This window comes from Amycolatopsis roodepoortensis, from assembly GCF_024628825.1.
Lineage (GTDB): Bacteria > Actinomycetota > Actinomycetes > Mycobacteriales > Pseudonocardiaceae > Amycolatopsis > Amycolatopsis roodepoortensis.
This window is the reverse complement of the sequence record NZ_CP102415.1, coordinates 5574330-5598929: the sequence shown is the minus strand read 5'-3', so window position 1 is coordinate 5598929 and position 24600 is coordinate 5574330. Positions and strand designations below refer to the sequence as shown.

At 69.1% G+C, this 24600-nt stretch carries 26 protein-coding genes; 11 read left to right on the top strand and 15 right to left on the bottom strand.

The window, feature by feature from the left end; all coding sequences use genetic code 11:
* Positions 1-27 precede the first annotated feature (27 nt).
* Positions 28-1212, top strand: coding sequence for an L-2-hydroxyglutarate dehydrogenase (lhgD, locus tag NQK81_RS26645; RefSeq protein WP_257483677.1), 1185 nt, complete (start codon positions 28-30; stop codon positions 1210-1212).
* Here lhgD and NQK81_RS26640 read toward each other — a convergent pair.
* Positions 1209-2201, bottom strand: a complete 993-nt coding sequence (locus NQK81_RS26640; RefSeq protein ID WP_257483676.1) for a DUF3558 family protein — start codon at positions 2199-2201, stop codon at positions 1209-1211. The genes lhgD and NQK81_RS26640 overlap by 4 nt on opposite strands.
* 27 nt (positions 2202-2228) lie before the next feature.
* The gene (gene serS / locus NQK81_RS26635) at positions 2229-3497 is read right to left on the bottom strand and encodes a serine--tRNA ligase (RefSeq protein ID WP_126732474.1); all 1269 of its coding nucleotides are present in this window, start codon (positions 3495-3497) and stop codon (positions 2229-2231) included.
* Positions 3498-3630: 133 nt separating this feature from the next.
* Between serS and NQK81_RS26630 the strand changes: the two genes are divergently transcribed.
* On the top strand, positions 3631-4914 hold the full coding sequence (locus NQK81_RS26630; protein ID WP_257483675.1) for an aspartate aminotransferase family protein: 1284 nt from the start codon (positions 3631-3633) through the stop codon (positions 4912-4914).
* Between the two features lie 156 nt (positions 4915-5070).
* Here the strand turns inward: NQK81_RS26630 and NQK81_RS26625 are convergent, their stop codons facing one another.
* Genes NQK81_RS26625 through NQK81_RS26610 form a run of 4 tightly spaced genes read right to left on the bottom strand, consistent with a single transcriptional unit; the run spans position 5071 to position 8315 of the window.
* On the bottom strand, positions 5071-5976 hold the full coding sequence (locus tag NQK81_RS26625; protein ID WP_257483674.1) for a haloalkane dehalogenase: 906 nt from the start codon (positions 5974-5976) through the stop codon (positions 5071-5073).
* 55 nt (positions 5977-6031) lie between these two features.
* On the bottom strand, positions 6032-6484 hold the full coding sequence (locus NQK81_RS26620) for a DUF350 domain-containing protein (RefSeq protein ID WP_061980368.1): 453 nt from the start codon (positions 6482-6484) through the stop codon (positions 6032-6034).
* Positions 6485-6542: 58 nt separating this feature from the next.
* Positions 6543-7709 (bottom strand): glutathionylspermidine synthase family protein, encoded by a 1167-nt coding sequence (locus NQK81_RS26615; RefSeq protein WP_126732477.1) that lies wholly within the window; start codon positions 7707-7709, stop codon positions 6543-6545.
* The gene (locus NQK81_RS26610; RefSeq protein WP_257483673.1) at positions 7710-8315 is read right to left on the bottom strand and encodes a hypothetical protein; all 606 of its coding nucleotides are present in this window, start codon (positions 8313-8315) and stop codon (positions 7710-7712) included. It abuts the gene before it with no gap.
* Between the two features lie 95 nt (positions 8316-8410).
* Between NQK81_RS26610 and NQK81_RS26605 the strand changes: the two genes are divergently transcribed.
* The 4 genes from NQK81_RS26605 (at position 8411) to NQK81_RS26590 (ending at position 11714) form a co-directional block, all read left to right on the top strand.
* Positions 8411-9391 (top strand): septum formation family protein, encoded by a 981-nt coding sequence (locus tag NQK81_RS26605; RefSeq protein ID WP_257483672.1) that lies wholly within the window; start codon positions 8411-8413, stop codon positions 9389-9391.
* A 4-nt stretch (positions 9392-9395) separates the two neighbouring features.
* Positions 9396-9746 carry a metallopeptidase family protein gene (locus tag NQK81_RS26600; protein WP_034309691.1) on the top strand — a complete coding sequence of 117 codons (351 nt, stop codon included), beginning with the start codon at positions 9396-9398 and terminating at the stop codon, positions 9744-9746.
* Between the two features lie 209 nt (positions 9747-9955).
* Entirely contained in the window at positions 9956-11215 is a 1260-nt protein-coding gene (locus NQK81_RS26595) for an MFS transporter (protein ID WP_257483671.1), read from the top strand.
* 61 nt (positions 11216-11276) lie between these two features.
* Entirely contained in the window at positions 11277-11714 is a 438-nt protein-coding gene (locus NQK81_RS26590) for a hypothetical protein (protein ID WP_126732480.1), read from the top strand.
* Here the strand turns inward: NQK81_RS26590 and NQK81_RS26585 are convergent.
* From NQK81_RS26585 to pheA, 3 genes are all read right to left on the bottom strand, one after another.
* Complete coding sequence (locus NQK81_RS26585; RefSeq protein WP_257483670.1) at positions 11711-12361, bottom strand: DUF4232 domain-containing protein; 651 nt, start codon at positions 12359-12361, stop codon at positions 11711-11713. The genes NQK81_RS26590 and NQK81_RS26585 overlap by 4 nt on opposite strands.
* 155 nt (positions 12362-12516) lie before the next feature.
* Positions 12517-13137, bottom strand: a complete 621-nt coding sequence (locus tag NQK81_RS26580; protein WP_257483669.1) for a histidine phosphatase family protein — start codon at positions 13135-13137, stop codon at positions 12517-12519.
* Positions 13134-14042: a prephenate dehydratase gene (pheA, locus tag NQK81_RS26575; protein ID WP_257483668.1), complete on the bottom strand. Its 909-nt coding sequence runs from the start codon at positions 14040-14042 to the stop codon at positions 13134-13136. Before pheA ends, NQK81_RS26580 begins: the two co-directional genes overlap by 4 nt.
* Before the next feature lie 97 nt (positions 14043-14139).
* Between pheA and NQK81_RS26570 the strand changes: the two genes are divergently transcribed.
* The 3 genes from NQK81_RS26570 (at position 14140) to NQK81_RS26560 (ending at position 16757) form a co-directional block, all read left to right on the top strand.
* Complete coding sequence (locus NQK81_RS26570) at positions 14140-14781, top strand: macro domain-containing protein (RefSeq protein WP_126732484.1); 642 nt, start codon at positions 14140-14142, stop codon at positions 14779-14781.
* Positions 14782-14938: 157 nt separating this feature from the next.
* Positions 14939-15871, top strand: a complete 933-nt coding sequence (coaA, locus tag NQK81_RS26565) for a type I pantothenate kinase (RefSeq protein ID WP_126732485.1) — start codon at positions 14939-14941, stop codon at positions 15869-15871.
* Between the two features lie 715 nt (positions 15872-16586).
* Entirely contained in the window at positions 16587-16757 is a 171-nt protein-coding gene (locus NQK81_RS26560) for a hypothetical protein (RefSeq protein WP_167551706.1), read from the top strand.
* Positions 16758-16868: 111 nt separating this feature from the next.
* Here NQK81_RS26560 and NQK81_RS26555 read toward each other — a convergent pair whose 3' ends face one another.
* The 5 genes from NQK81_RS26555 to NQK81_RS26535 form a co-directional block, all read right to left on the bottom strand.
* On the bottom strand, positions 16869-17285 hold the full coding sequence (locus NQK81_RS26555; RefSeq protein WP_126732486.1) for a type II toxin-antitoxin system VapC family toxin: 417 nt from the start codon (positions 17283-17285) through the stop codon (positions 16869-16871).
* The gene (locus NQK81_RS26550; RefSeq protein ID WP_192747445.1) at positions 17282-17581 is read right to left on the bottom strand and encodes a type II toxin-antitoxin system Phd/YefM family antitoxin; all 300 of its coding nucleotides are present in this window, start codon (positions 17579-17581) and stop codon (positions 17282-17284) included. Before NQK81_RS26550 ends, NQK81_RS26555 begins: the two co-directional genes overlap by 4 nt.
* Positions 17582-17649: 68 nt before the next feature.
* A complete protein-coding gene (locus NQK81_RS26545) occupies positions 17650-19206 on the bottom strand; it encodes a DUF1841 family protein (RefSeq protein ID WP_192747444.1) in 1557 nt (518 codons plus the stop codon).
* 176 nt (positions 19207-19382) lie between these two features.
* Entirely contained in the window at positions 19383-20690 is a 1308-nt protein-coding gene (locus NQK81_RS26540) for a hypothetical protein (protein ID WP_257483667.1), read from the bottom strand.
* Positions 20687-21577, bottom strand: a complete 891-nt coding sequence (locus NQK81_RS26535) for a nitrate- and nitrite sensing domain-containing protein (protein WP_257483666.1) — start codon at positions 21575-21577, stop codon at positions 20687-20689. Before NQK81_RS26535 ends, NQK81_RS26540 begins: the two co-directional genes overlap by 4 nt.
* A gap of 121 nt (positions 21578-21698) precedes the next feature.
* Between NQK81_RS26535 and NQK81_RS26530 the strand changes: the two genes are divergently transcribed.
* Complete coding sequence (locus tag NQK81_RS26530) at positions 21699-22025, top strand: nucleotide pyrophosphohydrolase (protein ID WP_257483665.1); 327 nt, start codon at positions 21699-21701, stop codon at positions 22023-22025.
* Here the strand turns inward: NQK81_RS26530 and NQK81_RS26525 are convergent.
* A complete protein-coding gene (locus tag NQK81_RS26525; protein ID WP_257483664.1) occupies positions 22015-23568 on the bottom strand; it encodes a 3'-5' exonuclease in 1554 nt (517 codons plus the stop codon). The two genes, NQK81_RS26530 and NQK81_RS26525, sit on opposite strands and share 11 nt — an antisense overlap.
* A gap of 187 nt (positions 23569-23755) precedes the next feature.
* On the opposite strand from NQK81_RS26525, the gene NQK81_RS26520 reads away from it, so the two are divergent.
* Complete coding sequence (locus NQK81_RS26520; RefSeq protein WP_257483663.1) at positions 23756-24589, top strand: thermonuclease family protein; 834 nt, start codon at positions 23756-23758, stop codon at positions 24587-24589.
* Positions 24590-24600 lie beyond the last annotated feature (11 nt).

The following is a 24600-nucleotide window of genomic DNA, read 5'->3' as shown; positions in this document are numbered from 1 at the left end:
GTAGCGCTCCGGGTAACCTGGTCGATCGTGCGCACAGTCGTAGTCATCGGAGGCGGGATCGTCGGTCTCGCCACCGCCTGGGAGCTGACCAAACGTGGTCTGGACGTCACGGTGCTCGAGAAGGAGGACCACTGGGCGGCCCACCAGACCGGGCACAACTCGAACGTCGTGCACGCGGGGCTCTACTACAAGCCGGGTTCGTTCAAGGCCAGGATGGCGACCGCGGGCAACCGGTCCATTGTGGACTTCGCCCGGCAGTACGGGGTGCCGGTCGAGGTCTGCGGCAAACTCGTCGTCGCCACCTCCGAAACGGAGCTTCCGGCGCTGAAAGTGCTCGCCGAACGCGCCGAGGCGAACGGCGTCCCGGCGAAGCTGATCACGCCGAGCGAGGCCCGCGAGTACGAACCCGAGGTCTCGTGCGTCGCCGCGCTGCGCGTGGAATCCACCGGCATCATCGACTTCGCGGGCGTCTGCACCGCCCTCGTGCGGCTGCTCGACGAAGCCGACGCCGACCTGCGCCTCGGCACGCCCGCGCTGGGGATCCGGCCCGGCCGCACGGGCGGCGTCGACGTGGCGACCGGTGACGACGTGATCCACGCGGACGCGCTCGTCAACTGCGCGGGCCTGCACGCCGACCGCGTCGCGCGGCTCGCCGGGCTGACCCCGAGCGCACGGATCGTGCCGTTCCGCGGCGAGTACTACGAGCTGAAGCCGGAACGCCGCCATCTCGTGCGCGGCCTGATCTACCCGGTGCCGGACGCGTCGCTGCCGTTCCTCGGCGTGCACCTGACCCGCATGCTCGACGGCAGCGTGCACGCCGGCCCCAACGCCGTGCTCGCGCTTCGCCGCGAGGGCTACACCTGGCGCGACATCTCGGCGAAGGACCTCGCCGAGGTCGCCCGCTTCCCCGGCGTCTGGCGGCTCGCGCGCAAGTACGCGTACCCGACCGGGCTCGACGAGGTCCGCCGCTCGTTCTCGCGCCGCCGCTTCGCCGAAAGCCTCGCGCGGCTCGTCCCCGCCGTCACCGAGGACGACATCGTGCGGCACGGCTCCGGTGTCCGCGCGCAGGCGCTGCGCCCGGACGGCGCGCTCGTCGACGACTTCCTGATCGAGACCGCGCGGAACCAGGTGCACGTCCTCAACGCGCCCTCACCGGCGGCGACCAGCGCACTGGAGATCGCGAAGCACATCGCCGACGAACTGACCGGCTAGAAGGCGGGCATGTTCCCGGTCACCAGCGGCATCACGGCCTGCGGGATTTCGCAGGCTTTGGCGTTGTCGCTGAGGTCACCGGTGTCGACCTTTACCGAGGACGTCTCCGTGACCGGCAGCATCGCGACGCAGATCGGGCTGTCCGGGCTCGAGTAGACGAACCACTTCTTGCCCGCCACCATCTGCTCGACCGGGGTGCCGTCGAGACCGGGGACGTCCTCGAGTTTCGTCGCCGTGTAGATCCACAGGTCGAGCGCCTTCTTGCCCTTGTCGCCGTCGTTGTCGTCCCACTGGCAGCCGTTCTTCGGATCCCTCGACGAACCGTTCATCGGCCGCGCGGGCTGGAGGTTGAACGGCGTCACCTGCTCCGGCTTGAGCAGCGAGCACGGATCGACGGTCATGAGCGGCCCGGAGGGCTCGATCGGCTTCTGACCGGGAGGCGCGGTGAGCGGCGGGCTCGGCTGTCCGCCCGGCAGGTGGGACGCGACCGCGGGAGCCGCGGCCTTCGCCAGGTCGCAGGCCTTGGTGACGTCTTCGCCGGGCGCCTCGCTGGTGATCTCGACGAAGGTCTTCGGGTCGAGTTCGGTCATCAGCGAGCAGTGGCTCGGGCCGAAGATGGACGCGTACCGGGTCCAGGTGAACCCGCCGATGCCGAACTTCTCGCCGGGGAGCGCGCCGCTGACGTAGTCGACCAGCGAGAGGTCGAAGCTCTGCGACACCTCCAGCGTGACCCCGTCGGGCGCGTCCTCCAGCTCCGGATACCGGCAGGTCCCGGGGATCTTCCGGGCCTTGTCCGCCGGACGCTCCTTGCCGGGGAAGGTGACCCCGATGGCTTCCGCCTGCTCCTGCGAGAGCAGCTTGCACGGCTCGGCCTTCGTGATGACCGGCCCCTGCCCCGGCACCGGCGACGCCGTACCGCCGACGACCGACGTGCAGCCGCCGAGCGTCAGCACCGCCAGCCCGATCGCGAGCGAATTCCGAAACCGCATGCGTCCTCTTCCCCTCACCGCCGACGGCTACTTGGATGCCGGCGTGAGCACCTCGGTTCCGCCGAGGAAGGGGCGAAGCGCCTCCGGCACCCGGACGGAACCGTCTTCGAGCTGGTGGTTCTCCAGGATCGCGACGATCCACCTGGTGGTGGCCAGCGTGCCGTTCAGCGTGGCGACGGTCTGCGGGCGGCCGTCGTCGTCGCGGTAACGGATGCCGAGGCGGCGGGCCTGGAAGGTCGTGCAGTTCGACGTCGAGGTCAGCTCGCGGTAGGTCCCCTGCGACGGCACCCACGCCTCGCAGTCGAACTTCCGGTACGCCGACGTGCCGAGGTCGCCGGTGGCGGTGTCGATCACCCGGTACGGGACCTCGATCTTGGCGAGCATCTGCTCTTCCCAGTCCAGCAGGCGCGCGTGCTCGGCTTCGGCGTCCTCGGGACGCGTGTAGACGAACATCTCGACCTTGTCGAACTGGTGGACGCGGATGATGCCGCGGGTGTCCTTGCCGTACGAACCGGCCTCGCGGCGGTAGCAGGACGACCAGCCCGCGTACCGCTTCGGGCCGTTGCCGAGGTCGAGGATCTCGTCGGCGTGGTAGCCGGCGAGCGGGACCTCGGAGGTGCCGACGAGGTACAGGTCGTCGTCGCGCAGCCGGTAGACCTCCGACGAGTGCGCGCCGAGGAAACCGGTGCCCGCCATGATCTCCGGCCGCACCAGGGTCGGGGTGATCATCGGGGTGAAGCCGTTCGCGGTCGCCTGCGCGATCGCCATGTTCAGCAGGCCGAGCTGGAGCTGGGCGCCGATACCGGTGAGGAAGTAGAACCGCGAGCCCGAGACCTTCGCGCCACGCTCCATGTCGAGCGCGCCGAGGCCCTCGCAGAGTTCGAGGTGGTCCTTCGGCTCGAAGTCGAACTTCTTCGGCTCACCGACGTGCTTGAGCACGACGTAGTCGTCCTCGCCGCCTTCGGGCGCGTCGGGGTGGACGAGGTTCGGCACCAGGCGATGCAGCTGCTCGAACTCCTCCGACGCCTCGGTCTGCTCGACCTCGGCCGTCTTGACCTGGGCGGCGAGGTCCTTCGCCTTGGCGAGCAGCTCGGCCCGCTCGTCGCCCTGTGCCTTGGGGATGAGCTTGCCCAGCGACTTCTGCTCGGCGCGCAGCTTGTCGGCGGCGGCGATGGAGGACCGGCGACGGGAGTCGAGGGAGAGCAGCTTGTCGACCACTCCTTCGTCCTCGCCACGGGCGCGCTGCGAAGCGCGCACGACGTCCGGGTCATCGCGCAGAGTCCTGGGGTCAATCACGAGTGCTGAGAGTAGTCCGTGCCGACCGCACAAAATGTGCGGGTCCGCGCGGATAACCCGACAGTCTGATCGTTGCCGCCCGTTTCGGGCCGTCCCCATACTGAGATCTCCCTGCTGCGGACGGAGAAACCCGATGACCGATGCGGACCTGCTGGCGCGGCACAAGGCGGTACTGCCGTCGTGGCTGGCGCTCTACTACGACGAGCCGATCGAGATCGTGCACGCGCAGGACCGCCGGGTCATCGACTCGACCGGGCGCACCTACCTCGACTTCTTCGCGGGCATCCTGACGAACTCGATGGGCTACGACGTCTCGGCGATCAGCGACGCCGTGCGCAAGCAGCTCGACACCGGCATCCTGCACACGTCGACGCTGTACCTGATCCGGTCGCAGGTCGAACTGGCCGAGCGCATCGCGAAGCTCTCCGGCATCCCCGACGCGAAGGTGTTCTTCACCAACTCCGGGACCGAGGCCAACGACACCGCGCTCATGCTCGCCACCCAGTACCGGCGCAGCAACCAGGTGCTGGCGATGCGGAACTCGTACCACGGGCGGTCGTTCGCGACGGTCGGCATCACCGGCAACCGCGGCTGGTCGGCGTCGTCGCTCAGCCCGGTGAAGGTGAGCTACGTGCATGGCGGTTACCGGTACCGCAGCCCGTTCCGGGCGCTTTCGGACACCGAGTACATCGACGCCTGCGTCGCGGACCTGGTCGACGTCCTGGAGACGGGCACTTCGGGCGACGTCGCCTGCATGATCGCCGAGCCGATCCAGGGCGTCGGCGGCTTCAGCTCACCGCCGGACGGCCTGTTCAAGGCGATGAAGGAGGTCCTCGACCAGTACGGGATCCTGTTCATCTCCGACGAGGTGCAGACCGGCTGGGGGCGGACCGGGGAACACTACTGGGGGATCCAGGCGCACGACGTCGTCCCCGACGCGATGACCTTCGCGAAGGGCCTCGGCAACGGTCTCGCGATCGGCGGTCTCGTGGCGCGCGGCGACCTCGTCGACTGCCTCACCGCGAACTCGATCTCGACCTTCGGTGGCAACCCGGTCGCGATGGCGGGCGCGGCCGCCGTGCTCGACCACATCGCCGACCACGACCTGCAGGCCAACGCGCTCGCCCGCGGCAACGAACTGCTCGACGGCCTGCGCGCGGCGGGGAATCCGCTGATCGGGGACGTGCGCGGCAAGGGCCTGATGATCGGCGTCGAACTGGTCGAGCCCGGCGGGATGACACCGAACCCGGGCGCCGCGGCGCGGATGATGGAGGAGACCAAGGCGCGCGGGCTGTTGATCGGCAAGGGCGGGCTGCACGGCAACGTTCTACGGATCGCGCCACCGATGACGCTCACCGCCGAAGAGGCCGCCGAAGGCCTCGCGATCATCACCGACGCCCTGGCCGCCGTCTCCTGACCGGACGTCCGTCTCGCCGGGGTCTTGCCGGGGCCCGGTACCGCCCTGGCGATCATGTCGCGAAAGCCACTTTCGAGACGTCTGATGTCCCGAAAGTGGCTTTCGCGACACCACTCCTCCAGCACCCCAGCCAGACCCTTGGTCGCTGGAGTGCGTTCAGGAGTGCACGAAGCGCGCGATGACCTCGCCCAGCCGTCCGCCCGCGTCCTCCTGCAGGAAGTGGCCGGCCCCGGTGATCGTCGGATGCTCGAGTTCGCGGGCGCCGCGCATCGAGCCCCGCAGTTCGAGGCCCCACGGCGCGGTGATCGGGTCGCCGTCGGAGAACGAGACCAGGAACGGCTTGTCCAGTTCCGAAAGCACCTTCAGCGCCGCCCGGTTGGCGGCCGAGGCCGGATCGTCCGGGGTGATCGGCACCAGCGAAGGCATCGCGCGCGGCGCGGCCTTGTACATCTCGTTCGGGAAGGGCGCGTCGTAGGCGGCGCGGACCTCTTCGGACAGCTTGGTCTGACAGCCCGACTGGACGAACCGCCCGACGTCGAGCACCTGGGCGTTCTCGACGGTGTCGCGGAACTTGTGCCACAGCTCGGGCATTTCGGTGTGGCCGGTGGGGAGGCCGGTGTTGGCCGCGACGACCCTGGCGAACCGATCGGGGTTCTCGGCGACCAGCCGCAGGCCGATCAGGCCGCCCCAGTCCTGGCCGACCAGGGTGACGTCGGTCAGGTCGAGGACGTCGAAGGCGAACGCGCGCATCCACTCGACGTGCCGCTGGTAGGTGTGGTCGACCATGTCGCCGGGTTTGTCGGATCGGCCGAAGCCGACCAGGTCGGGCGCGATGGCGCGCAGTCCGGCGTCGGCGAGCACCGGGATGACCTTGCGATAGAGGTAGGACCAGGTCGGCTCGCCGTGGAGCAGGAGGACGGGCGGCCCGTCCTCGGGTCCGGCCTCCACGTATCCCACTCTGATCACGCCGCCGTGAAGGTCGACGAGTTCCGCGTAGCGCGGTTCGAAGTCGAAATCGGGCAGGTCCGAAAACCGGTCGTCCGGTGTCCTCAAAAGGCGCACGACCCCCACGTTAGTGGGAATCGTGCGCCGATGCCGGTTTCAGCAGGTTAAGAAGTCACGAGATGCCGACGGCCACGACCAGGCCGAGGGCCAGGTGCGCGGCCGCGACCACGACGCTGACCGGAGCGAACTTCTCGCTCTCGATCGTCGAACGGACGTCGATGCGGGTCGCCCACTCCAGCAGCCGGACGGCCAGCACCTGGACGACGATGCCGAGCAGGCCGTAGACCAGCGAGGTGATGAGGCCCTCGGTCAGGTCGCTGGCGGAGTTCGCGATCGCCACGACGACGATGAACGCCATCGACAGCAGGCCCGACGCGGTGACGATGACCGCGTTCGGCAGGCCGCGGCTGACCAGCTGGGACAGCTTGCCGGGCGTGGTCCAGTCGATCGCCCAGAACCCGGCGAACATCAGCAGCAGGCCGACGACGCCGTACAGCAGGATCGCGCCGATCCCTCGCACGAGGTCGGAGCCGAACGTGTCGGACAGCGCAAGGGTGGTGGTCACAGGGTGCTCCCAGAGGTACGTGCTGGTCAGGAATGTCAGGTTTGTGCGGTTGCTTCTATCACGACTCGACGATGATGTGCGGGACGAACGCCGCACCGTCGTCGGTGACGAGGCCCGCGGTCTCGCGGATCCCGAGGCCTGCGGCCTGGTCCCCGACGATCCACGCGCCGAGCGCGGGCCGGTAGCCCTGGAACTCGGGGAGCGGGTCGAACGCCTGGTAGACGAACCCTTCCGCACCGTAGACGCCGTCGGTCTGCGTCTCGTACCCGGTGGCGACGATCTGCACGTTCGCGCCCTCGCGGCCGAGTTTCGGCTTGCGGACGTACTCGGTCAGCAGACCGGGGTCGTCGGCGAAGGCGGGCAGCAGGTTCGGATGGCCCGGGTAGTTCTCCCACAGGATCGCCAGCAGCGTCTTGTTGGAGAGGATCATCTTCCACAGCGGCTCGACCCACAGCGTGCGCGGCATGGTCTCGACGGCGAAGCGGCCGAACTCCTCGTCGACCACCCATTCCCACGGGTAGAGCTTCACCACGGTCGCCATCTGCGCCTCTTCGAGGTCGACGAACCGTTTGAGCACCGGGTCCCAGCCGATCTCCTCGATCGACAGGCCGACGGTGTCGAGCCCGGCCTCGGCCGCGGTCTCCTGCAGATACGCCGTCGTCACGTGGTCCTCACCGGACGGATCGGCCGACGACCAGGTGAAATGCAGTTCGTTCGACGGCAGTTTGTCGGCGAGTTCGCCCCAGCGCTCGACCAGCTTCTCGTGGATCGAGTTCCACTGGTCGTTCTCGGGGAAGACCGCGGTCTTCCAGTGCCACTGCAGCACCGCGGCCTCGAGGAGCGAGGTCGGGGTGTCGGCGTTGTACTCGAGCAGCTTCGCCGGGCTCTTGCCGTCGTAGCGCAGGTCGAACCGGCCGTAGACGTGCGGATCCTGCCGCTTCCACGACTCGGCGATATGCGGCCAGACCCACTCGGGGATGCCGAAGCGGTGGTACTGCTCGGTGGTGATCACGTTGTCGACGGCTTCGAGGCACATCGAGTGCAGCAGTTCCACGTCCGCCTCGACGGACAGGATCTCGTCCATGTCGAAGACGTAGTGGACCGACTCGTCCCAGTACGGACGGGACTTGCCGGAGCCGTCGCGGGCGGGCGTGCCGAAGACCAGGCCCTGTTCTTCGACGATGTTCTGCCAGTCCCGCCGGGGCGGCTTGGAATCCCGGTACACCTACGAGCCCCCGCTCTTGCCGCTGCCGCCGGAGCCGCTCTTGCCGCTGATGCCGAACCCGCCGCGCTGGACCGTCTTGCCCGACTTCGTGCTGATGTTCGCGTTCGACGGCGCGGTGTACGAGCCACCCGACACACGCTGCCCGATCGCGCCGGACCCGCCGTAGTTGTAGCGGTAGCTGTTGTAGTTGCCGCCGCCGATCGGGATGAAGAAGAAGCCACCGGAGTGGTAGCCGCCGTGGGACGTCACGTACCGCTCGTCGCAGTTGTCGTCCTGGTCGACGATCCCGTCCTTGGTGGTGCAGACGGCGGTGACGTTCTCCGGCTTCGCGACCGTGTAGAACGTCGCGACCAGACCGACCAGGCCGACCGTCACACCGGTTCCGATCAGGATCTTCTTCTTGGTCGAAGACTTCTTCTCGGCGGCGCGAGCGGCTTCGGCGGCCAGCGCCTCCTGGCGCTCCTGTTCCGCCAGTGCCTGCTGTCGCGCCCGCTGCTCGGCCAACGACGGCTGCCGCGCCTGCGTGCTGCCGTCCTGGAAGCGCATGGAGCCGCGCTTGGGCGGCTCCTGAGGCCCCTGTGCCCCCTGGTTGTCATCCTGCGTCATCGAAGCTCCGTAATCGCCCGCCGGCCCGAACCCGTGTCTCAACACTAACCACCCGGTACGCGCACCTTACGTGCGGCGCGGGCATCATGGAGTGGATGTCTCAACAGGCCGAGCGGTTCCGTGATCCGCGAAACGCGCTGAGCACCCTGCGCACCCGGCTCCTCATGGCCGGTGTGTTCGCGGGCGCGATCATCGCGCTTTCGCTGAGTGTGGCGTTTTCGTGGAACGTGGGCCCGGAGGGCGGTGCGGGCGGCGGCGCCCCCAAACTGTCGCCCGCCGCGGCCGAGGCGTTCCAGTCTCCTCCTGGCACCTGTCTGACCTGGAACAATCCGGACGCCACCGACGCGCGGCGCGTGCCGTGCGCCGAGGCCCATCTGTTCGAGGTCACCAGCATCGTCGACATCGGCGCGCAGTACCCGCCGGGGGCGCCGAGCCCGAACCTGGAGCAGTGGCAGGAGATCTCCAGGTCGCAGTGCACGATCGACGTCAAGCCGTACCTCGGCCGCACGCTGGATCCGTACGGCAAGCTGAGCATGAACCTGCTCCGGCCGACGCCCGCGCAGTGGGCCGACGGCGACCGGCAGCTGCGGTGCGGTCTGCAGTGGGCGGGCCAGGGCGGCAAGCTCCAGCCGACCAAGGGGCCGGCGAAGGAGCAGAACCAGTCCGCCGTCTGGGAGCCGGGCACCTGCCTCGCGCTGCTCAACAACAGCTTCGGCGACCCCATCGACTGCGCGCAGGCGCATTCGTACGAGATCTTCGCGACGCTCGACCTCAAGACGAAGTTCAAGGACGGCTACCCGTCGCAGGAGCAGCAGAACACCTGGCTGGACACCGAGTGCTCGACGGCCGCGCAGGAGTACAGCGGCAACGCGGACCTGGCGGCGAAGAAGCTCATCATCAGCTGGGACGTCCGCGAGCAGGAGAGCTGGGACGCCGGGTCGACGCTGGTGAACTGCAAGGTGGCGGCGGTCCTGCCGGACAACAAGGGGCTGGCGCCGGTCACCGGGAGCGTCAAGGTCGGAACCGGCGAGGCCCCGCCGCCGTCGTCGTCCTCCCCGCCGAAGACCGGAGGGTGATCGCGTGCCCGTCGAGATGACGCAGCAGCGGTTCGAGGAGCTGGTTTCGGAGGCGCTGGACGAGCTGCCGCCCGAATTCGCGGACGCCATGGACAACGTCGTGGTACTCGTTGAGGAGTTCAACGAGGAGTCGCCCACGATCCTCGGCCTGTACCACGGGGTCGCGCTCACCGAGCGGACCCACGAGTACGGCGGGGTGCTGCCGGACCGGATCTCGATCTACCGGCGCCCGCTGCTGGAGATGTGCGACACCGAGGAGGACGTCGTCGAGGAGGTGCTGATCACGGTCATCCACGAGGTCGGCCACCATTTCGGCATCGACGACGCGCGTCTGCACGAGCTCGGGTGGGGCTGAGCCGCCGGGGTGGTAGCAAAGGTCCCTTGCTCCCCCGCGACGGATTCCGCGCCGAAGGCGGCATGGTCGGTGATTTTTGTGCGTGGAGCACCATGGGTTCTCCGGAATCTTAACTCGGTGTAACAAACCAGCCACTTTGGGCGACAGCCCCGGCTAAACTTTCGACACCTTGTCGCCGGCCGGCGCCGGCGAATGCCCGGGAGGCGGACATGGCCGGATCGGCGACACGCGGGAGGGGTGACCGGCGGTTGCGCTGGCTGCTCGCCTCCAGCGCGGCGTCGAACCTCGGCGACGGCATCGGCAAGGTGGCGTTCCCGCTGCTCGCGGTCACCCTCACCCGGGATCCGCTGCTCATCGCCGGTCTTTCGGCGACCCAGTTCCTGCCGTGGCTGCTGTTCGCGCTCCCGGCGGGCGCGCTGCTGGACCGCGTCGACCGGCGGCGGGCGATGATCCTCGCGAACGGCGTCCGCGCGGTGGTCGTCGGCGGGACGGCCGCACTGGTCGCCGCGGGCGGGGTGACGATCTGGCTGGTCTACGCCGCCGCCCTGCTCATCGGCTTCGCGGAGGTGGTCGCCGACAGTGCCGCGAACGTGCTCATCCCGGCGGTCGTCGGCGAGGGTTCGCTCGACAGCGCGAACAGCAAGCTCCAGGCCTGCGAGATCGTGGGGCAGACCTTCCTGGGCGGGCCGGTCGGCAGCTTCACCTTCGCGCTCTTCGCGACGTTCCCGTTCCTGCTCAACTCGGTGGGCTTCGCGATCGCGGCCGCCGTGTTGATCGGCCTCGCCGGGAGCTACCGGCCGAGAGCCACCGGCGACGCGCCCGCCAACCTCCGCGCCGGACTTGCGGAGGGTTTCCGCTGGCTGAAGCACAGCCGGCTGGTGCTGCGGCTGGTCGTCGTCGCCGGGCTGATCAGCCTGGTCAGCGAACTCGCGCAGGCGCAGCTGGTGCTCTACGCGATCGAGTACCTGCGTCTCAGCGAAGCGGCCTTCGGGCTCTTCGCGTTCGTCGGCGGCATCGGCGGCCTGCTCGGCGCGGCCGCCGCCCCGCGGCTGGTGAAGGCGACCAGCCGTCGCGCGGTACTCGTCGGCGGCACGGCCTGCTGCGGCGCGGCGTTCACCGGCATGGGCCTGACGAGTTCGCCGGTGGCGGGAGCGGCACTGTTCGGTCTGTTCGCGGCCGCCGTGGTCGCGGTGAACATCGTGCTCGGCACGGCGCGGCACACACTCGTCCCCGGCGACCTGCTCGGCCGGGTCCTCGGCGTGTGGCGCACCGTCGTATGGGGAGCGATCCCGATCGGCGCCCTGCTCGGCGGCGTCCTCACCCACGCCCTCGGTTCCCCGGCCCGAACCTTCCTCACGTCCGGGCTGCTGCTGTTCGGAGTAGCCGGTTTCGCGTTCGTCTCGTTACGGCAAGGAGCCTTCGATGACGAATCGGCCACGGAGGAGCGGGTTCTCCACCAAGACCGGTGAAAACAAAGGTCTTTGGTGCTGAAATAGCCCATCACCGCCACGGGTGACGGGGAGGTCCGCGATGCAGCAGACACTGGTGCCGGAGGCCGGCGTGGGGACGACAGAACCTTCGAGACGTCCGCAGGTACTCACCGCCTTCGCCGGTTTCGTGATCGGCGGTGGCGTGATCGGCATGCTGTGGGCGCTCTCGGGCGTCGACGCGGGGGCGCTCGAAGACGCGCAACACGCTTGTTCGGCGCTGGCCAGGGTCGGCACGATCCCGGACACCACCGATTCGGCACCCGGCGAACGGACCGTGGCCGTCCTAGCCCCCGAAGTCCTGCACCGGATGACGGCCGCACGCGAACTCTCCGCCGCGGCGGCCGCCGCCAACGACACCTACCGGCCGCTGGCCGAACATATCGACGGTGTCAGCCGGATGGTGTTCAGCCTGCACTTCAACCAGATCTCGGGCCAGCGGCACCTGGCACAGGCCGAACAGCTCTGCACCCAGCTCTAGCCCTTGTGGACGGTCTGGACGGTCAGCTGATTGCCCGGGATCTTCCCCGCGCAGCCGAGTCCCTGCACCGGCACGAAGTTCGAGGCCGTCTCCTGCGGCAGGTACACCCGCAGCCCCCGGGTCTCGGTGGGCTTGCAGACCGTCTCGTCGTAGTTGCGGACGTTCACGAAACCGACGTCGGCGACCGCGCTCTCCCCGTTGGCGAGCTGGACGGGGGCGCCCTTGGCGCCGTCGCGATACGCGGCCTCACCGACCTGGTGGCCGTCGGCGCCCGTCACGTAGGAGACGCCGGGGAAACCCTGGATGGTGCACGGGTGCCCGCTCGAATTGGTGATGACGAGCTTGCGGTACACCGTGCCCGCGGCGGCGTCACCGTCCTTGATGGACAGTTTGACGTCGCCCGCCTTGCACAGCCCGTCGTTCTTCGGCGCCGGTGCGGGCGACTGGGCGGGCTGCGGGGCGGGCGCCGGGCTCGACGAACTCGCGCTGGGCGCGGCGGAGGTGTCCGGCGCCGAACTCGACGGCGACGCGGACGTGTTCTGCGCGACGGGCGCGGGTTCCGCACCGCAGGCGCTGAGCAGCAGAAGCCCGGCGGTACCCGCGACGAGACCGCCGATGGAGATCAGTTTCGAACGAATCATGGTCATTCGCCTCCCTGTAACCGGACAATGCCGGGTGACCCACCGTTCAGTAGACGTGTTGTCCGCCGTGGGGGTTGCGCTCCATCGGTTAATTCCCCACAAGGTGTTAATCGATCTTGTGGGGGGTATTCCCCGGCGGGCGCGGAGGCAAACGTCCCTGGTCAGGCCTCGACGAGGGCGTCCGCCCAGGTGAGACAGGTCCAGCCGGCGGGGGCCGCGACGAGTTCGACGATCCCGGTGTTGGGAATGAGCCCCTGGTTGGCGACCTCGGCGGTCACGTTCCCGGCGAGCCATTCGCCGCCGAGGCGGATCGCGCCGCCGTGGCTCACCAGCACCACCGTGCCGTCGGGGTCGGCCTGCTCGTGCTTGGCGCGGAGGCGGGCGACCGCGTCGAGCATCCGGGCACGGACCTGCGCACCGGTCTCGCCGCCGGGGATCGGCGGGTCGAGCTCGCCGAGCGTCCACCGGCGCACGACGCTCATGTAGGTCGTGATCGAGTCCTTGTCCGTCTTGCCTTCGAGATCGCCCGCCGCGACCTCGTGCACGCCGTCGAGGACCTGGACGTCCAAGCCCCGTTCGGCCGCCAAGGGCGCGGCGGTCTGCTGGGCGCGGACCGCCTGCGAGGCGTAGACCGCGACGATCGGCTCGCCGTCCAGCCGCGTCACGAGGCTCTGGGCCTGCTCACGGCCGAGCTCGGTGAGCGGCGGCCCCGGCAGCGCGGTGTCGAGCGCGCCACGCACGTTGCCTTCGGTCTGGCCGTGGCGGACGAGGAGAAGTTTCACGCCTGTGCTCCCTTCCGTACCGACTCGACCCAGCCGATCGCGTCGGTGAAATCCTCGTTGGCGGCACCCGGTTCGATCTCGGTCGTGCCGTTGTCCGCGCGCGGGTGGGAGCCGAGGAACCGGACGTTCCGGCACCGGCGGCGCAACGCGGCCAGCGCGTCGCCGATCCGGGGCTCGGCCACATGCCCCTCGAAGTCGATGAAGAAGCGGTACTCGCCGAAGTTGTTCCTGGTCGGGCGGGCGTCCAGCTTGGTCAGGTTGATGCCGCGGACCGCCAGTTCGGTGAGCAGTTCGGCCAGGGCACCGGTCCGGTTCGTCGCGGCGGCGACGATCGACGTGCGGTCCGCCCCCGTCGGCTCCGGCAACTCGCCGGGCGCGCGGACCAGCAGGAACCGGGTCTTGGCGTCGCGGACGTCGGCGACCTCGGTGGCCCGCACCTCCAGCGGGTAGTGCTCGACGGCGACCGGCGCGGTGACGGCGGCGTCGAACTCGCCCGCGTCCACCGCGACCGCGGCCGCCGCCGTGGACGACGTCGCGACCGGATGCGCCCCCGGCAGGTTCGCCTCGACCCAGTGGCGGACCTGGGCGAGCGCGTGCGGATGGCTGGCGACGGTGCGGATCTCGGTGGTGCCCGGCCGGGTCAGCACGCTGAAGTGCACCGGCAGCAGCACCTCCGCCACGGCGACGAGCGGCTCGGCCTCGCTCAGGCTGTCGAGGGTGGCGGTGACCGCGCCCTCCACGGAGTTCTCGATCGGGACGCACGCGGCGTCGGCCGCGCCCGAGCGCACCGCGGCCAGCGCCGCCGGGATGGTCTCCGCCGGGATCAGCTCCTCCCCGGGGGCGAGCCGGCGCGCGGCCTGTTCGGTGAAGGTTCCCTGGGGGCCGAAGTAAGCGATCCGTGACACCCCGCCAGATTACGCACGGCGCGGGTGGCGACTTTCACTCGGACAGCCGGTACGCGCACCGGTTACGCCGGGTGGCTTTTTTTGTCATGCTTAGGGCGTGACCGCCGAACCGGGCACGCGCACCGGCCACGAGGACGCCGGCTCCTCCTTTCCTCCCCTCTCGGACCGCCCCACTCCGGAGCTGGTGTTGTGCGCCGTCGATGACCTGCTCGCACAAGCCTGGACGACCGTCGCGGACACGGTGGACGGCCGGGTCTTCGTGCACCGCGGGTCCGTGCTCGACGTCGTCGCGCAGGCCGTCGTCAGCCCCGCGAACTCCTACGGCTGGATGCGCGGCGGCATCGACGCCGTCTATGCCCGCGCCTATCCCGAGGTCGAGCAGAACGTGCGCAGCGCGGTGCTCGCCTACCACGGCGGGGAGCTCCCGATCGGCGAAGCGGTGGTCGTGCCCACCGGCGAGGCCGAGCCCGCCTGGCTGATCAGCGCGCCGACGATGCGGGAACCCGGCGAACGCCTCCCGCGTGACACCGTGCATCCGTACCTGGCCGCCCGGGCGGTGTTCCGGCAATGGCGTGACGGCAGGCTCGACCAGGGCCGGATCCGTGATCTCGTCCACACGATCGCGATGCCCGGACTCGGTACCGGTTTCGGCGGCGTCGCGCCCGCGTCGTGCGCACGGCAGGTCGCCGCGGCGTGGAACGAGGTCTTCACGCCGGGCCGTACCCGTAACGGACGGTAACGCCCTGAAGCGGGGTACATCACATCGCAGCGCGTTCACGAGCCGTAAGCCCTACCGTTAAAGCGGCTTCATCCGGTTCGAGGCACGTTCACCCGCCGAGAACTCGTCAACACGGTTTTGTACGGCGCCAGCGCAGGCGACGGGCGAGGAGTGTGCGATGCCGCGGGTCCGTGAGCTCAGTCCCTACGTCGAGCTGCACCGTGAGCAGTGGCGCGAGTTGCGCAGGTCGACCCCTCTGCCGCTGACCGCCGCGGAACTGCTGCGGCTGCGCGGTCTCGGCGAACAGGTCGACCTGGCCGAGGTCGCCGAGGTCTACCTGCCGCTCTCCCGGCTGATCAATCTCCAGGTCGCCGCCCGGCAACGGTTGTACGAAGCCACCACCACCTTTCTCGGTGAAGACAGTCGGGGCACCAAGGTGCCGTACATCATCGGGATCGCCGGCAGCGTCGCCGTCGGCAAGTCGACCACCGCGCGCATCCTGCGCACCCTGCTCGCCCGCTGGCCGGATCACCCCAGGGTCGACCTGGTCACCACCGACGGGTTCCTCTACCCGCGTGCGGAACTGGTGCGGCGCGGGATCATGCACCGCAAGGGTTTCCCGGAGAGCTACGACCGCCGGGCGCTGCTGCGGTTCGTCACCGATGTGAAGTCCGGGGCGGAACGGGTCAGCGCTCCGGTGTACTCGCACCTCGCCTACGACATCCTTCCGGACGAGGAACAGGTCGTTCAGCGGCCGGACATCCTGATCCTCGAAGGGTTGAACGTCCTTCAGCCCGGCCCTCGGCTCACCGTCTCCGATCTGTTCGACTTCTCGATCTACGTGGACGCGCCGACGACCGACATCGAACGCTGGTACATCGAGCGCTTCCTCAAGCTGCGGCACACCGCTTTCGCGGACCCCGCGTCGCACTTCCACCACTTCGCCGGCCTCCCGGACGACGAGGCCCGCGCCGAGGCACGTCACCTGTGGCGCACGATCAACGAGCCGAACCTGATGGAGAACATCAAACCGACTCGGCCCCGGGCGACCCTCGTCCTCCGTAAGGACGCCGACCACGCGATCAACCGGGTCCGGCTGCGCAAGCTCTGAGGCTGGAGCTCGCGTGATCGGAGCCGTGACTCACGTGCGCGGGGGCGCAACACGCGTGTGCTAAAGCGCAACTCACGTGGCCGAAGCCGCAACTCACGTGATCCAGGGCGGAACTCACGTGGCCGAAGCCCGACCTCGCGTGATCGGGGCCGTGACTCGCGTGATCGAAGGCGCAACATGCGTGATTGGCGCCGTAATTCACGTGATCGAGGCCGTAACTCACGTGATCGAGGGCGCAACTCACGTAATCGGGGCCGTAACTCACGTGATCAGAGGCGCAACACGCGTGCTTGGAGGCGTAACTCGCGTGATAGAGGCCGTAACTCGCGTGATCGAGGGCGTAACTCGCGTGATTGGGGGCGTGACTCGCGAGGCACGTCGGTGAGACCACGACACGGCGTAACCGGGCAAGCACGGATTCTCTACTCACGGCGAGCGTTCACGGCAGGTTCCAAGATCACTTCGCCGGGACCCGATCACACGGGCGACTTCCGGTCGTTCCCTCACAAAGACCAGCCTTCGCACCATCGGAGAGGCGGTGGCGCCCGCTGGTCGCGCACCGCTGTCGGGCGGTGGCATTCCTCGGCCGATCGGCCGATCCACGCTCAGTACGTGTAACCGGTTGGCCGATACCGGCTACAGGCCCCCGAGGCGACCCTTGTCTCAGGGGTTCACGAGGTCTCGAAAAGGACCTTGAGCAGGGAGGAGGCTCACGATGTTCTCGATCATCCTGACCTGGGTCGGCTCGATACTCGGACTCGCACTCCTGGTGGCCATGGCCGCCGGCGCCTTCGTCGTCGACTTCGACGACGCCCGTGGAGACCGCCGCCGGAAGAAGCCGCAAGTCACGGAGAGCAAGGGCACTCCCGCGGCACCTCTGGGCTGAGCTTCGGCAGGCCTGAACTCTGGCGGGCCGAGCTTCGGCAGACCACACTCCGGCAGACCACACTCCGGCCGATCAAGGCGTCCGGACGTCTTGATCCTCTCGGAGCTTCCTTCAGTCGAACGGATCGTGCACCTGCGCACCGAGCCCGGCCATGTCGGCGAGGTTCCTGGTGACCAGGGTCAGGTCGTGGACCCGGGCGGTCGCGGCGATCAGCCCGTCGATGGACGGCACTTTGCGTGGCGCGTACTGCCTGCCCCATTCGGCGGCGATCTCGGCGGTCACCGGAAGGATCCGTTCCGAGAACTGCGCGGTGAGCCCGGACAGCCACTCGGTCAGCACTTCCGCGCGCTCCCTGTCCCGCTCGCCTCGATTCCTGAGCTTCGTTATCCCCCTCTCGATCTCCCCCACCGTCAGCGCGCTCAGATAGAGCCTGCTCGACGACACTCCACCCCACCACCGGGCGAAACCCGGGTTCTGCGTGCGGCGCCGAGCCTCGGACACGATGTTCGTGTCCAGCAGAAAGCTCACCCGCTCACCTCCACGACATCTCTCGGCAGGTCTTCCGCGCGTTCGGCGGCGATCTCCTCCAGTACGTCGGCCAGCGCCTCCCCGTACTCGGGATGGTGGTGCTCTCCGGAGAGCACGAGCTTGAAATCGACGGCTTCACCGCTTCCGGTCAACCTGCGGTAATCCACGATGTCCAGCACCACGGCCACCTCCTCCCCATGTTTCGTGACGAACTGCGGCCCATCGGACGCGGCGCGGCGCAGCAGCTCGCTCAGCCGCTGCTTGGCGTCCTGCACTTGCCAGGTTGCTGCTTCCATCTAGACAGACTAGACAGAATGGGGTGGGTTGGCAAGGGAGGGAGGGGTGTGACCGGGGAAAACGGGGTTCAGGCGAGCTCGTCGAGCGCCTTCCGGTAGTCGTCGACGTCGTAGTCCATCTCGTGCTCGCCCGATTCGGTGAGCTGGGCGGACAGCGCGTCGATGAGGCGGTCGAAGATCTCCTCCCGCTCCTGCCCGGTCTCGCTCAGCCGCCGCACGGCCTGCCAGACCTCGGCGGGCTCGTCGGCCCAGAGCTGGTCGACGATCGTGGTCTTGAGCGCGAGCCGCATCCGCGGTTCGCCGTCGAAGGTCTCCTCGGCCAGCGCCTCGTGGTACTCGGGGTGCTCGCCGATCACCAGGAGACGGCGCTGTTCGGGGTCGGCGGGTTCGAGCTCCAGCTCCTCGTCCCCGATCTCCGCGTAGACCGTCGGGACGGCGAACATCCGGCGCGCCAGGGCTTCCGCGAGTTCCGCCGGGTCCTCGATCCCTTCGGAGCCGTCGAAGTAGACGTCGAGCGCGGAGTCCTCGTCCTGCGCGAATTCCTCCAGGAACTCGGTGGCGCTCTCCAGCAGCGCGACACGCGCGGCCTCGGGGAGCCCGGCGCGGTCGGCGGCCCAGGTGACCCAGCCGAGCAGAGCCGGCTCCAGCGCGTCTTCGTAAGCCTCGTCGATCTCGAATTCCCCGTCCAGCAGCGATTCGAGGAACCGGGCGAGCTTCTCGGGCCCGACCCGCAGCGGGCTGCCCGGCTCGGTCTCACAGCCGTAGTCGACGAGCAGGCGCGCGTAGAACCGCGTCGCCTCCGTGTCCTCCACGAGCCCGGAGCCGATGAAGTCGGCGACGACCTCTTCGCGGACCTGCTCGGGCCATTCGGTGATCTCGGGCGACGGCTCGGGAGCGGGAAGCGCCCGGATCCAGGCCAGCGCGAGCGCGTGGAACCGCGCGTAGTCCTCGCTGACGTCGGGCTCCTCGACGACGTCCGTCGCGGCCAGCCCGTCCGCCAGCAGCTGGTGGGCGCGCTCGGGCAGCACCCGCTCCAGCGTGACCAGCTCCGGGTCGTCGGCGGCCTGCTGCCGCATCTCGGCCAGCACGTCCTGCGGCTTGTCGACCACGACGACGTCGCGGATCCGGCCACCCTCGGTGAAGTCGACCAGCGCGAGCAAGCCGTGTTCGGCACCGCCGCGGGTGAAGACGCACAGAAGGGAGGACTCGTCGCCGAAGACGTCACCGGTCCGCCAGCACTCCCCGACGGTCACCGCGGCCAGGTCCGCCGCCCATTCCGGTTCCGGGATGCCGCGGCCCAGCACGGTGTTCAGCGCCGAAGCGGCCGCCTCGCGCTCCTCCTCGGTCTCGGCGAAGACCCGCAGCCCGGCGAGAAGGGCGGCCGCGGCCGGCGTGATCTTCCGCTCGGCGAACGCGATGAGCTCCAGGCCCAGCGGCGTTTCGTCCTCTTCGAGCTCGATCTCCCACCACTGGCCGAGCACTTCGGAGGTCAGCAGCTCGACGTCGAGCACCTCGGGCTCGGCACCGAGGGTCGAGAAGTCCCGGAGGACGTCCTTGAAGAGACCCGTCACACTCGGAGTGGAGGGCTGGGCTGCCTTCTTGCGGGCACGGCTGACCGGACTCATGGCGACATGTTTTCACGCGGACCCGGCCGGGCTCGTCGCGGTGGCCCTGGGCGCGGAACACGGGGTCCGTTCGCGGGGAGGACGCGGGGGGACACCGGTTCACCGACCACCGCGACTTCACCCTCTTCGCCGGTTTTCCTCGGTTCGCTTCGAATAACGAGAGGCGGCGGGCGCGGTTACGCCCTGACCGGTTTGGGAATCGCGATTCTCGCCGCTTTGACCTCGGCGATCAGCCGCGTCTTGCGTTTGTGTATTTCCACCAATGTGCCGAGGTACGAGCTGAATTCTTCAGCCGTACCGGCCTTTTTGTGCGCCGTGCGCAGTTTGCGCAGTTGCCGGGCCGCCTCGCGGTAGGCGTTCGGATCCTTCCGCGTGATCAATTCTTCGACATGGTCCCGGTATACGGGAATGGTTTCGGCGGGATGGGCGACGGAACGGGAATCAGCGAGTTCGACCCGCACCGGCAATGAGGCCTCGAATCGCACCGCCGCCCGCCATGCCTCGTCGGCGCGGTCCTCGCCGAGCAACGCGCGGACGAGTTCGTCGGCGGCCTCCGTGCTCCCGGCGGCGAGTTCACGCAATCGGGCGAGTGCGGTCTTCCGCTGCGCGACCCAGCGCCCCGTTTCCAGCGACTCCTCACGCAGCGCGAGGTACGTCGCGGCGGTGGGGTTCTCATCAAAGTCCTTGCGCGACAAAGGATCTTTCTCCGTCGGCGGCGCTTCTTCCTTCTTGTCGTGCGTGAGCGCCCGCGCCGCATGCGCGATGGCTTCGCTGTGCCGCCCCGCCGCGCGCAGCACGCGCACGATCTTGAGACTGACGTCCACCCGCGGCGGCTTGGCGGCGAGGATCGCGACGAGCGCGTCGACGTCGCCGGACACCTCCGCCAGCTCCTCGCGCAGCCGCTCGGCCGTCTCGCGTTTCGCGCCGGACGGCTGCTCGGCCAGCACGCTGTCCACTGTGGACTTTATCCGCGCGATTCCCTTGTCCCCCAAAGCGGAGGCGAAGTCGGCAAGGTCGATGACGGGCCAGCCGGGGCCATCGAACTCCACTTCGAGGATCCAGGCGGCCAGGCTTTCGGGATCCGGCGGATGCGCCACGCAGGCCCGCGCGTACAGCTCGACGGCCCGGTCCAGGCGGTCCGCGACCTCGCCCGAGGCGTCGTCGATCTGCTCCAGCATCTCGCTGATGTCGTCCACGGTCCGGCGGGCGAGCGGGGCGAGGTCGGCCCGGCTGCCGGCGTCGAGAAGCCGCTGAAGCGTGTCGAGGACGGAACCGACCTTCGCGGCGTACTCGACGTTGCCCGCCAGCACGGCGGTGTCGAGGAGACGGTGCGCCTCGGCGACATCACTCCCCTGGGTGGCGAAGCGGCTCTCCAGGGCCTGCCGTAACGCAGGGTCACGCTCGGCTTGGGCGTGCAGCAGGTCCGCCAGCGTTTCCGCGTCCAAGGTACGCAGGTAGGGGCGCAGATCCGTCGGGGAACTCACCCGGACAAGTCTGCCCGACCGCTTCGCCGACTCGTGTGGGCCAACAGCGTGCTCTTTTCGGCGTAATCGCTCACCAGGTGTGACCAGGTCGGGATCGGGGTCGGCAGCCGGCGGGCGAGCTGCATGACGATCGCCATCACCACCCCCGCGAGCAGCGAAATCGCCGTGGCGGCGGCGAGGGCTCCGCTCAGCACCCGGCGTCCGCTGTCGACCGCGAGCTGCGCCGAGTACTCGATCTGGCGCGCGGCGAGGTCACCGAGGGTCCGGCCGACGACACCGGCCGCGACCCGCCAGGACTCCTGGCCGACGGGAGGCGGCGTGGCCGCGCTCAACGCGGTTTCGACCGCGGCGAACCGGCCCCAGTCCTCACTTCCGACGAGCTCCCGGTAAATCCGACGGCTACTTTCCGTCAGTTTTCCGGCGATCGCGTCGAGCCTGGACCGGTAGGCGCCCACGGCGGCGGCGTAGTCGCGCCGCCCCGCGTCGTCGATCCCGGCGACCGCGAGGGAATCGCTGCGGTCCATGCCTTCGACGACGGTGAGCAGTTCGACGGCGATCGTCTGCTGGTAGCCGACCTCGGCATCGGGGGCCGCCCGCACGATCTCGCGCAGGGAGGAAAGCGAGGTGTCGATGCGGTCGGCGTACGCGGTGTAGGTGGCGGAGCGGCTGCCCGGCGCCTTCAACGCGGCTGCCCGCTCCCGCTGCAGCGACGCGATCCCGCGGCTCGCCTCGGCGAGCGTGACCGCCCCGTTCTCGGCGTCGTCGCGGTCCTCGATGGCCTGCTGCACGAGGAATCCGCCGATGAACAACGCGACGAGCACCAAGGCCGCGCTCGGCACGAACGCGATGGAGAGCACGCGAGAGCGAAGGCTTCGCTGGTACGTCAAGGCTTTCCTTCCGGATCGGTCTCCCGACGCGGAGCGACGTTATGCAATTTGCAAATTGCACGTCAACGAGCGTCCGCCATACGGCCGTTAGCGCACCGTGACGATCTGGTAGGCACGGCACGTGACACTCGACGATCTCAACCAGCGCCTCCGCGACTTCGCCGCAGCACGGGACTGGGAACCTTTCCACACGCCGAAGAACCTGGTCATGGCGCTGTCCGGCGAAGTCGGCGAGCTGACTTCGCTGTTCCAGTGGCTCACCCCGGAGGAGTCCGCGGAGTGGCGCGCCGACCCCGAGCTGGCACACAACGTGGTCGACGAGATCGCCGACGTCACGCTGTACCTCCTCCAGCTCGCGAACAGTCTCGGCGTGGACCTGATCGAGGCGGCCAACGCCAAGATCGACCGGAACGAAATCCGCTTCCCGGCGCCCGGCGTCAAGCCCTGACGGCGATCTGCCAGCCGCCGAGCAGACCACCGACGCCCAGCACGCCCACGAAGAGACCCGCGGCGAGCCCCGCGCCGCCGAACAACGCGAGCACCGTGATGAACATGAGCAGCATCCCGAACCCCATGAGGACCCGGCCGCCCCACAGCTTCACCGAAGGCGGGGACGGCACGGGCGGCACGTACCCGTGCGGAACAGGTGCCTGTGGAGGCGGCGTGAAGACGGCGGTCCGCTGTTCGGCGGCGTAGACCGGCCGGCGCACCGGAGCGGCGGGAGCCGGAATCGGGGCAGGCTGTGGGACGGGGATCGGCGCGGGTGCCGGCCGTGGAGCGAGACCCAGCACTTCACGTGCCTCGTCGACTCCGAGCACCTTCGCCCCGAGTTCACCCGCCCTGGCGATCCGCGGCTCGGCACGGGGCACTCCGGAACCCACGGCCAGGTGGGTCACCGACGCGGTGAGCTTCTTCGCGAGCTGAAGGCCCGCATCGAGTACCGCGGCGCGCAAGTCGTCCTCCGCCAGCCCGTCGCCGAGAACGAGGACGCGGCGACGCGCGGCGGACGAGGCCGCCGTGGCCCGGAGTCCGTGCAGCGTTTCGGGTACCCGCAAAGCCGCCGCGACCGCCCGCAGGTCCCGTTCTTCCTCCGCGGTGATGACGCCGTCGCTTTCGGCGAGCTCGCGCATCGCCGTGACGAAACCGGTGTGCACGCGGTGCAGATCGGCGTCCGACATCCCCGCCGCCGAGGCCGCCGCGCCGAGGGCTCTCGCCTCGGCGTCGGAAATATGCCGGTCCGCCAAGGCGTTCCCGAGCAATTCGACATAGGCGTCCTGCAGCGAGCCACCTGCTCCGAACGCGGCCTCGGGTACCCGGTCGACGAAGTCCGCCATCCAGGTGCCACCGCTCGGCACCACCACACGGCGAGGCGCCAGGCGCGCGGCGGGCGCGAACCGCGGCAGTTCGGGGAACACCGGCCGTTCCACGAACCTGAGGCCATGCGTGTTCACCAGCGTCGTCACGATCCGGGCGCACACGTAGGCATCGGCGAGCGCCGTGTGCGCCGCGAACTCGCCGACACCGACCGCCTCGGCCACCGTGCCCAGGCGATAGTTCGGCAACCGCAGCGCGCGCCGCGCCGCGGCCAGCGTGCACACTCCCGGCATCGCCGGGATCCGCGCGCCCATCCTGCCGGACTCCCCGTCGAGGAATCGCGCTTCGAAGGGCAGGTTGTGTCCGACCAGGACACTGCCCTGACAGACGTCGAGAAAGTCGCCCAGCACTTCGCCGAGGTAGGGAGCGTCGTCGAGCTCCCGCCGGGTGATCCGGTGCACGTGGGCGGGACCGGGGTCCACGCCGGGGCCCGGGTTGACCAACGTCGAAAACTCCCGCAGGACCGCGCCGTCCGCCCGGATGCGCACTGCCGCGACCTCGACCACGTGCCCTGGGTGCAGGCCGGTGGTCTCGAAGTCGATGGCGGTGAATTCGGTCGTCCCCACGGCGAACCGGCCGTCTGGAGTCAACGCGAGATTTTCGACTGTCTCCGCCATTTCGTTTCCTTTTCTCGAAGCGTCTACCGGTGGATCGCGACGTCACCGTTCGCGTAACACCCGAATGCCGACGGTGACCCGTTCGTGGCCGCTTCGTGACGGAAAAACCTGGCTTGTAACGACATTCGCCGAGTGAACGACAAAAACCGGCGAAGCTTACCCGAAGCAAGGAATTCCGAGGACGCCCATGCACACCGGTCCCTCCCGCGACAAGCGGATGCCCCGCTGGATGATGATCGTCCTCGCCGCCTTTTCGGTGCTTTTCGTTCTCGGCGCCGTCTTCGGGAAAACCCCTCAACCGCAACAGGAGCGACCCGTCGCGGCCGAGAGTGCCACCCCGTCGACGTCGACCACGCCGACGTCCTCGACGCCCGCTCCGAGCGCGGACCGGGTCACCGAAGTCGTGGACGCCGGTACGATCAAAGTGACCGGTACCGGCGGTGAAAAAGTCGTCCGGATCCTCGGTTTGACCACCCCGCCGAACACGAACGGATGTTTCGCCACGGAAACCCTCACGTGGGCAAAGAACACACTGGCGGGCCAAGAGGTCATCATTCGATCCATATCCGATGAAGCCGGTGTCGCGCTGGCATCGGTGAGCATGGTGAACGGTGGCGACTACGCCACGACCGCGCTCAAAGCGGGATACGCGAAATTCGCGAGCAGGGCGGTCGAGAAGACCGTAGGTACCGCCCTGCAGGCCGCCGAAGACACCGCGCGAGCGGCGGGGAACGGGCTCTGGGGGCCGCCCTGCTTCGGCAAGATCGACGCTCCTCCGACCTCCGTCGCGCCACCGCAGCAACCCGTCGCGGCACCGCCGACCACTCGGGCCGAGCCCACTACGAAGAAGTCCACCCCTCCGCCCGCGGCGGCCAAGCCGGATCCGCCCAAGACGGTGTCCTACGCGAACTGCGACGCCGTACGGGCGGCCGGGGCGGCGCCGTTGTACTCGCACCAGCCCGGCTACAGCCGCAGCCTCGACCGGGACGGCGACGGGGTCGCCTGCGAGCCGAAGAAGTAGTTCCCGGCGCC

What these genes read in the sequence shown, in the direction of transcription:
- NQK81_RS26640 (WP_257483676.1), bottom strand. Translation starts at nt 2,201, where the DNA reads ATGCGGTTTCGGAATTCGCTCGCGATCGGGCTGGCGGTGCTGACGCTC.
- NQK81_RS26630 (WP_257483675.1), top strand. Translation starts at nt 3,631, where the DNA reads ATGACCGATGCGGACCTGCTGGCGCGGCACAAGGCGGTACTGCCGTCG.
- NQK81_RS26610 (WP_257483673.1), bottom strand. Translation starts at nt 8,315, where the DNA reads ATGACGCAGGATGACAACCAGGGGGCACAGGGGCCTCAGGAGCCGCCC.
- NQK81_RS26605 (WP_257483672.1), top strand. Translation starts at nt 8,411, where the DNA reads ATGTCTCAACAGGCCGAGCGGTTCCGTGATCCGCGAAACGCGCTGAGC.
- NQK81_RS26595 (WP_257483671.1), top strand. Translation starts at nt 9,956, where the DNA reads ATGGCCGGATCGGCGACACGCGGGAGGGGTGACCGGCGGTTGCGCTGG.
- NQK81_RS26590 (WP_126732480.1), top strand. Translation starts at nt 11,277, where the DNA reads ATGCAGCAGACACTGGTGCCGGAGGCCGGCGTGGGGACGACAGAACCT.
- NQK81_RS26585 (WP_257483670.1), bottom strand. Translation starts at nt 12,361, where the DNA reads ATGACCATGATTCGTTCGAAACTGATCTCCATCGGCGGTCTCGTCGCG.
- coaA (WP_126732485.1), top strand. Translation starts at nt 14,939, where the DNA reads ATGCCGCGGGTCCGTGAGCTCAGTCCCTACGTCGAGCTGCACCGTGAG.
- NQK81_RS26560 (WP_167551706.1), top strand. Translation starts at nt 16,587, where the DNA reads ATGTTCTCGATCATCCTGACCTGGGTCGGCTCGATACTCGGACTCGCA.
- NQK81_RS26550 (WP_192747445.1), bottom strand. Translation starts at nt 17,581, where the DNA reads ATGGAAGCAGCAACCTGGCAAGTGCAGGACGCCAAGCAGCGGCTGAGC.
- NQK81_RS26545 (WP_192747444.1), bottom strand. Translation starts at nt 19,206, where the DNA reads ATGAGTCCGGTCAGCCGTGCCCGCAAGAAGGCAGCCCAGCCCTCCACT.
- NQK81_RS26525 (WP_257483664.1), bottom strand. Translation starts at nt 23,568, where the DNA reads ATGGCGGAGACAGTCGAAAATCTCGCGTTGACTCCAGACGGCCGGTTC.
- NQK81_RS26520 (WP_257483663.1), top strand. Translation starts at nt 23,756, where the DNA reads ATGCACACCGGTCCCTCCCGCGACAAGCGGATGCCCCGCTGGATGATG.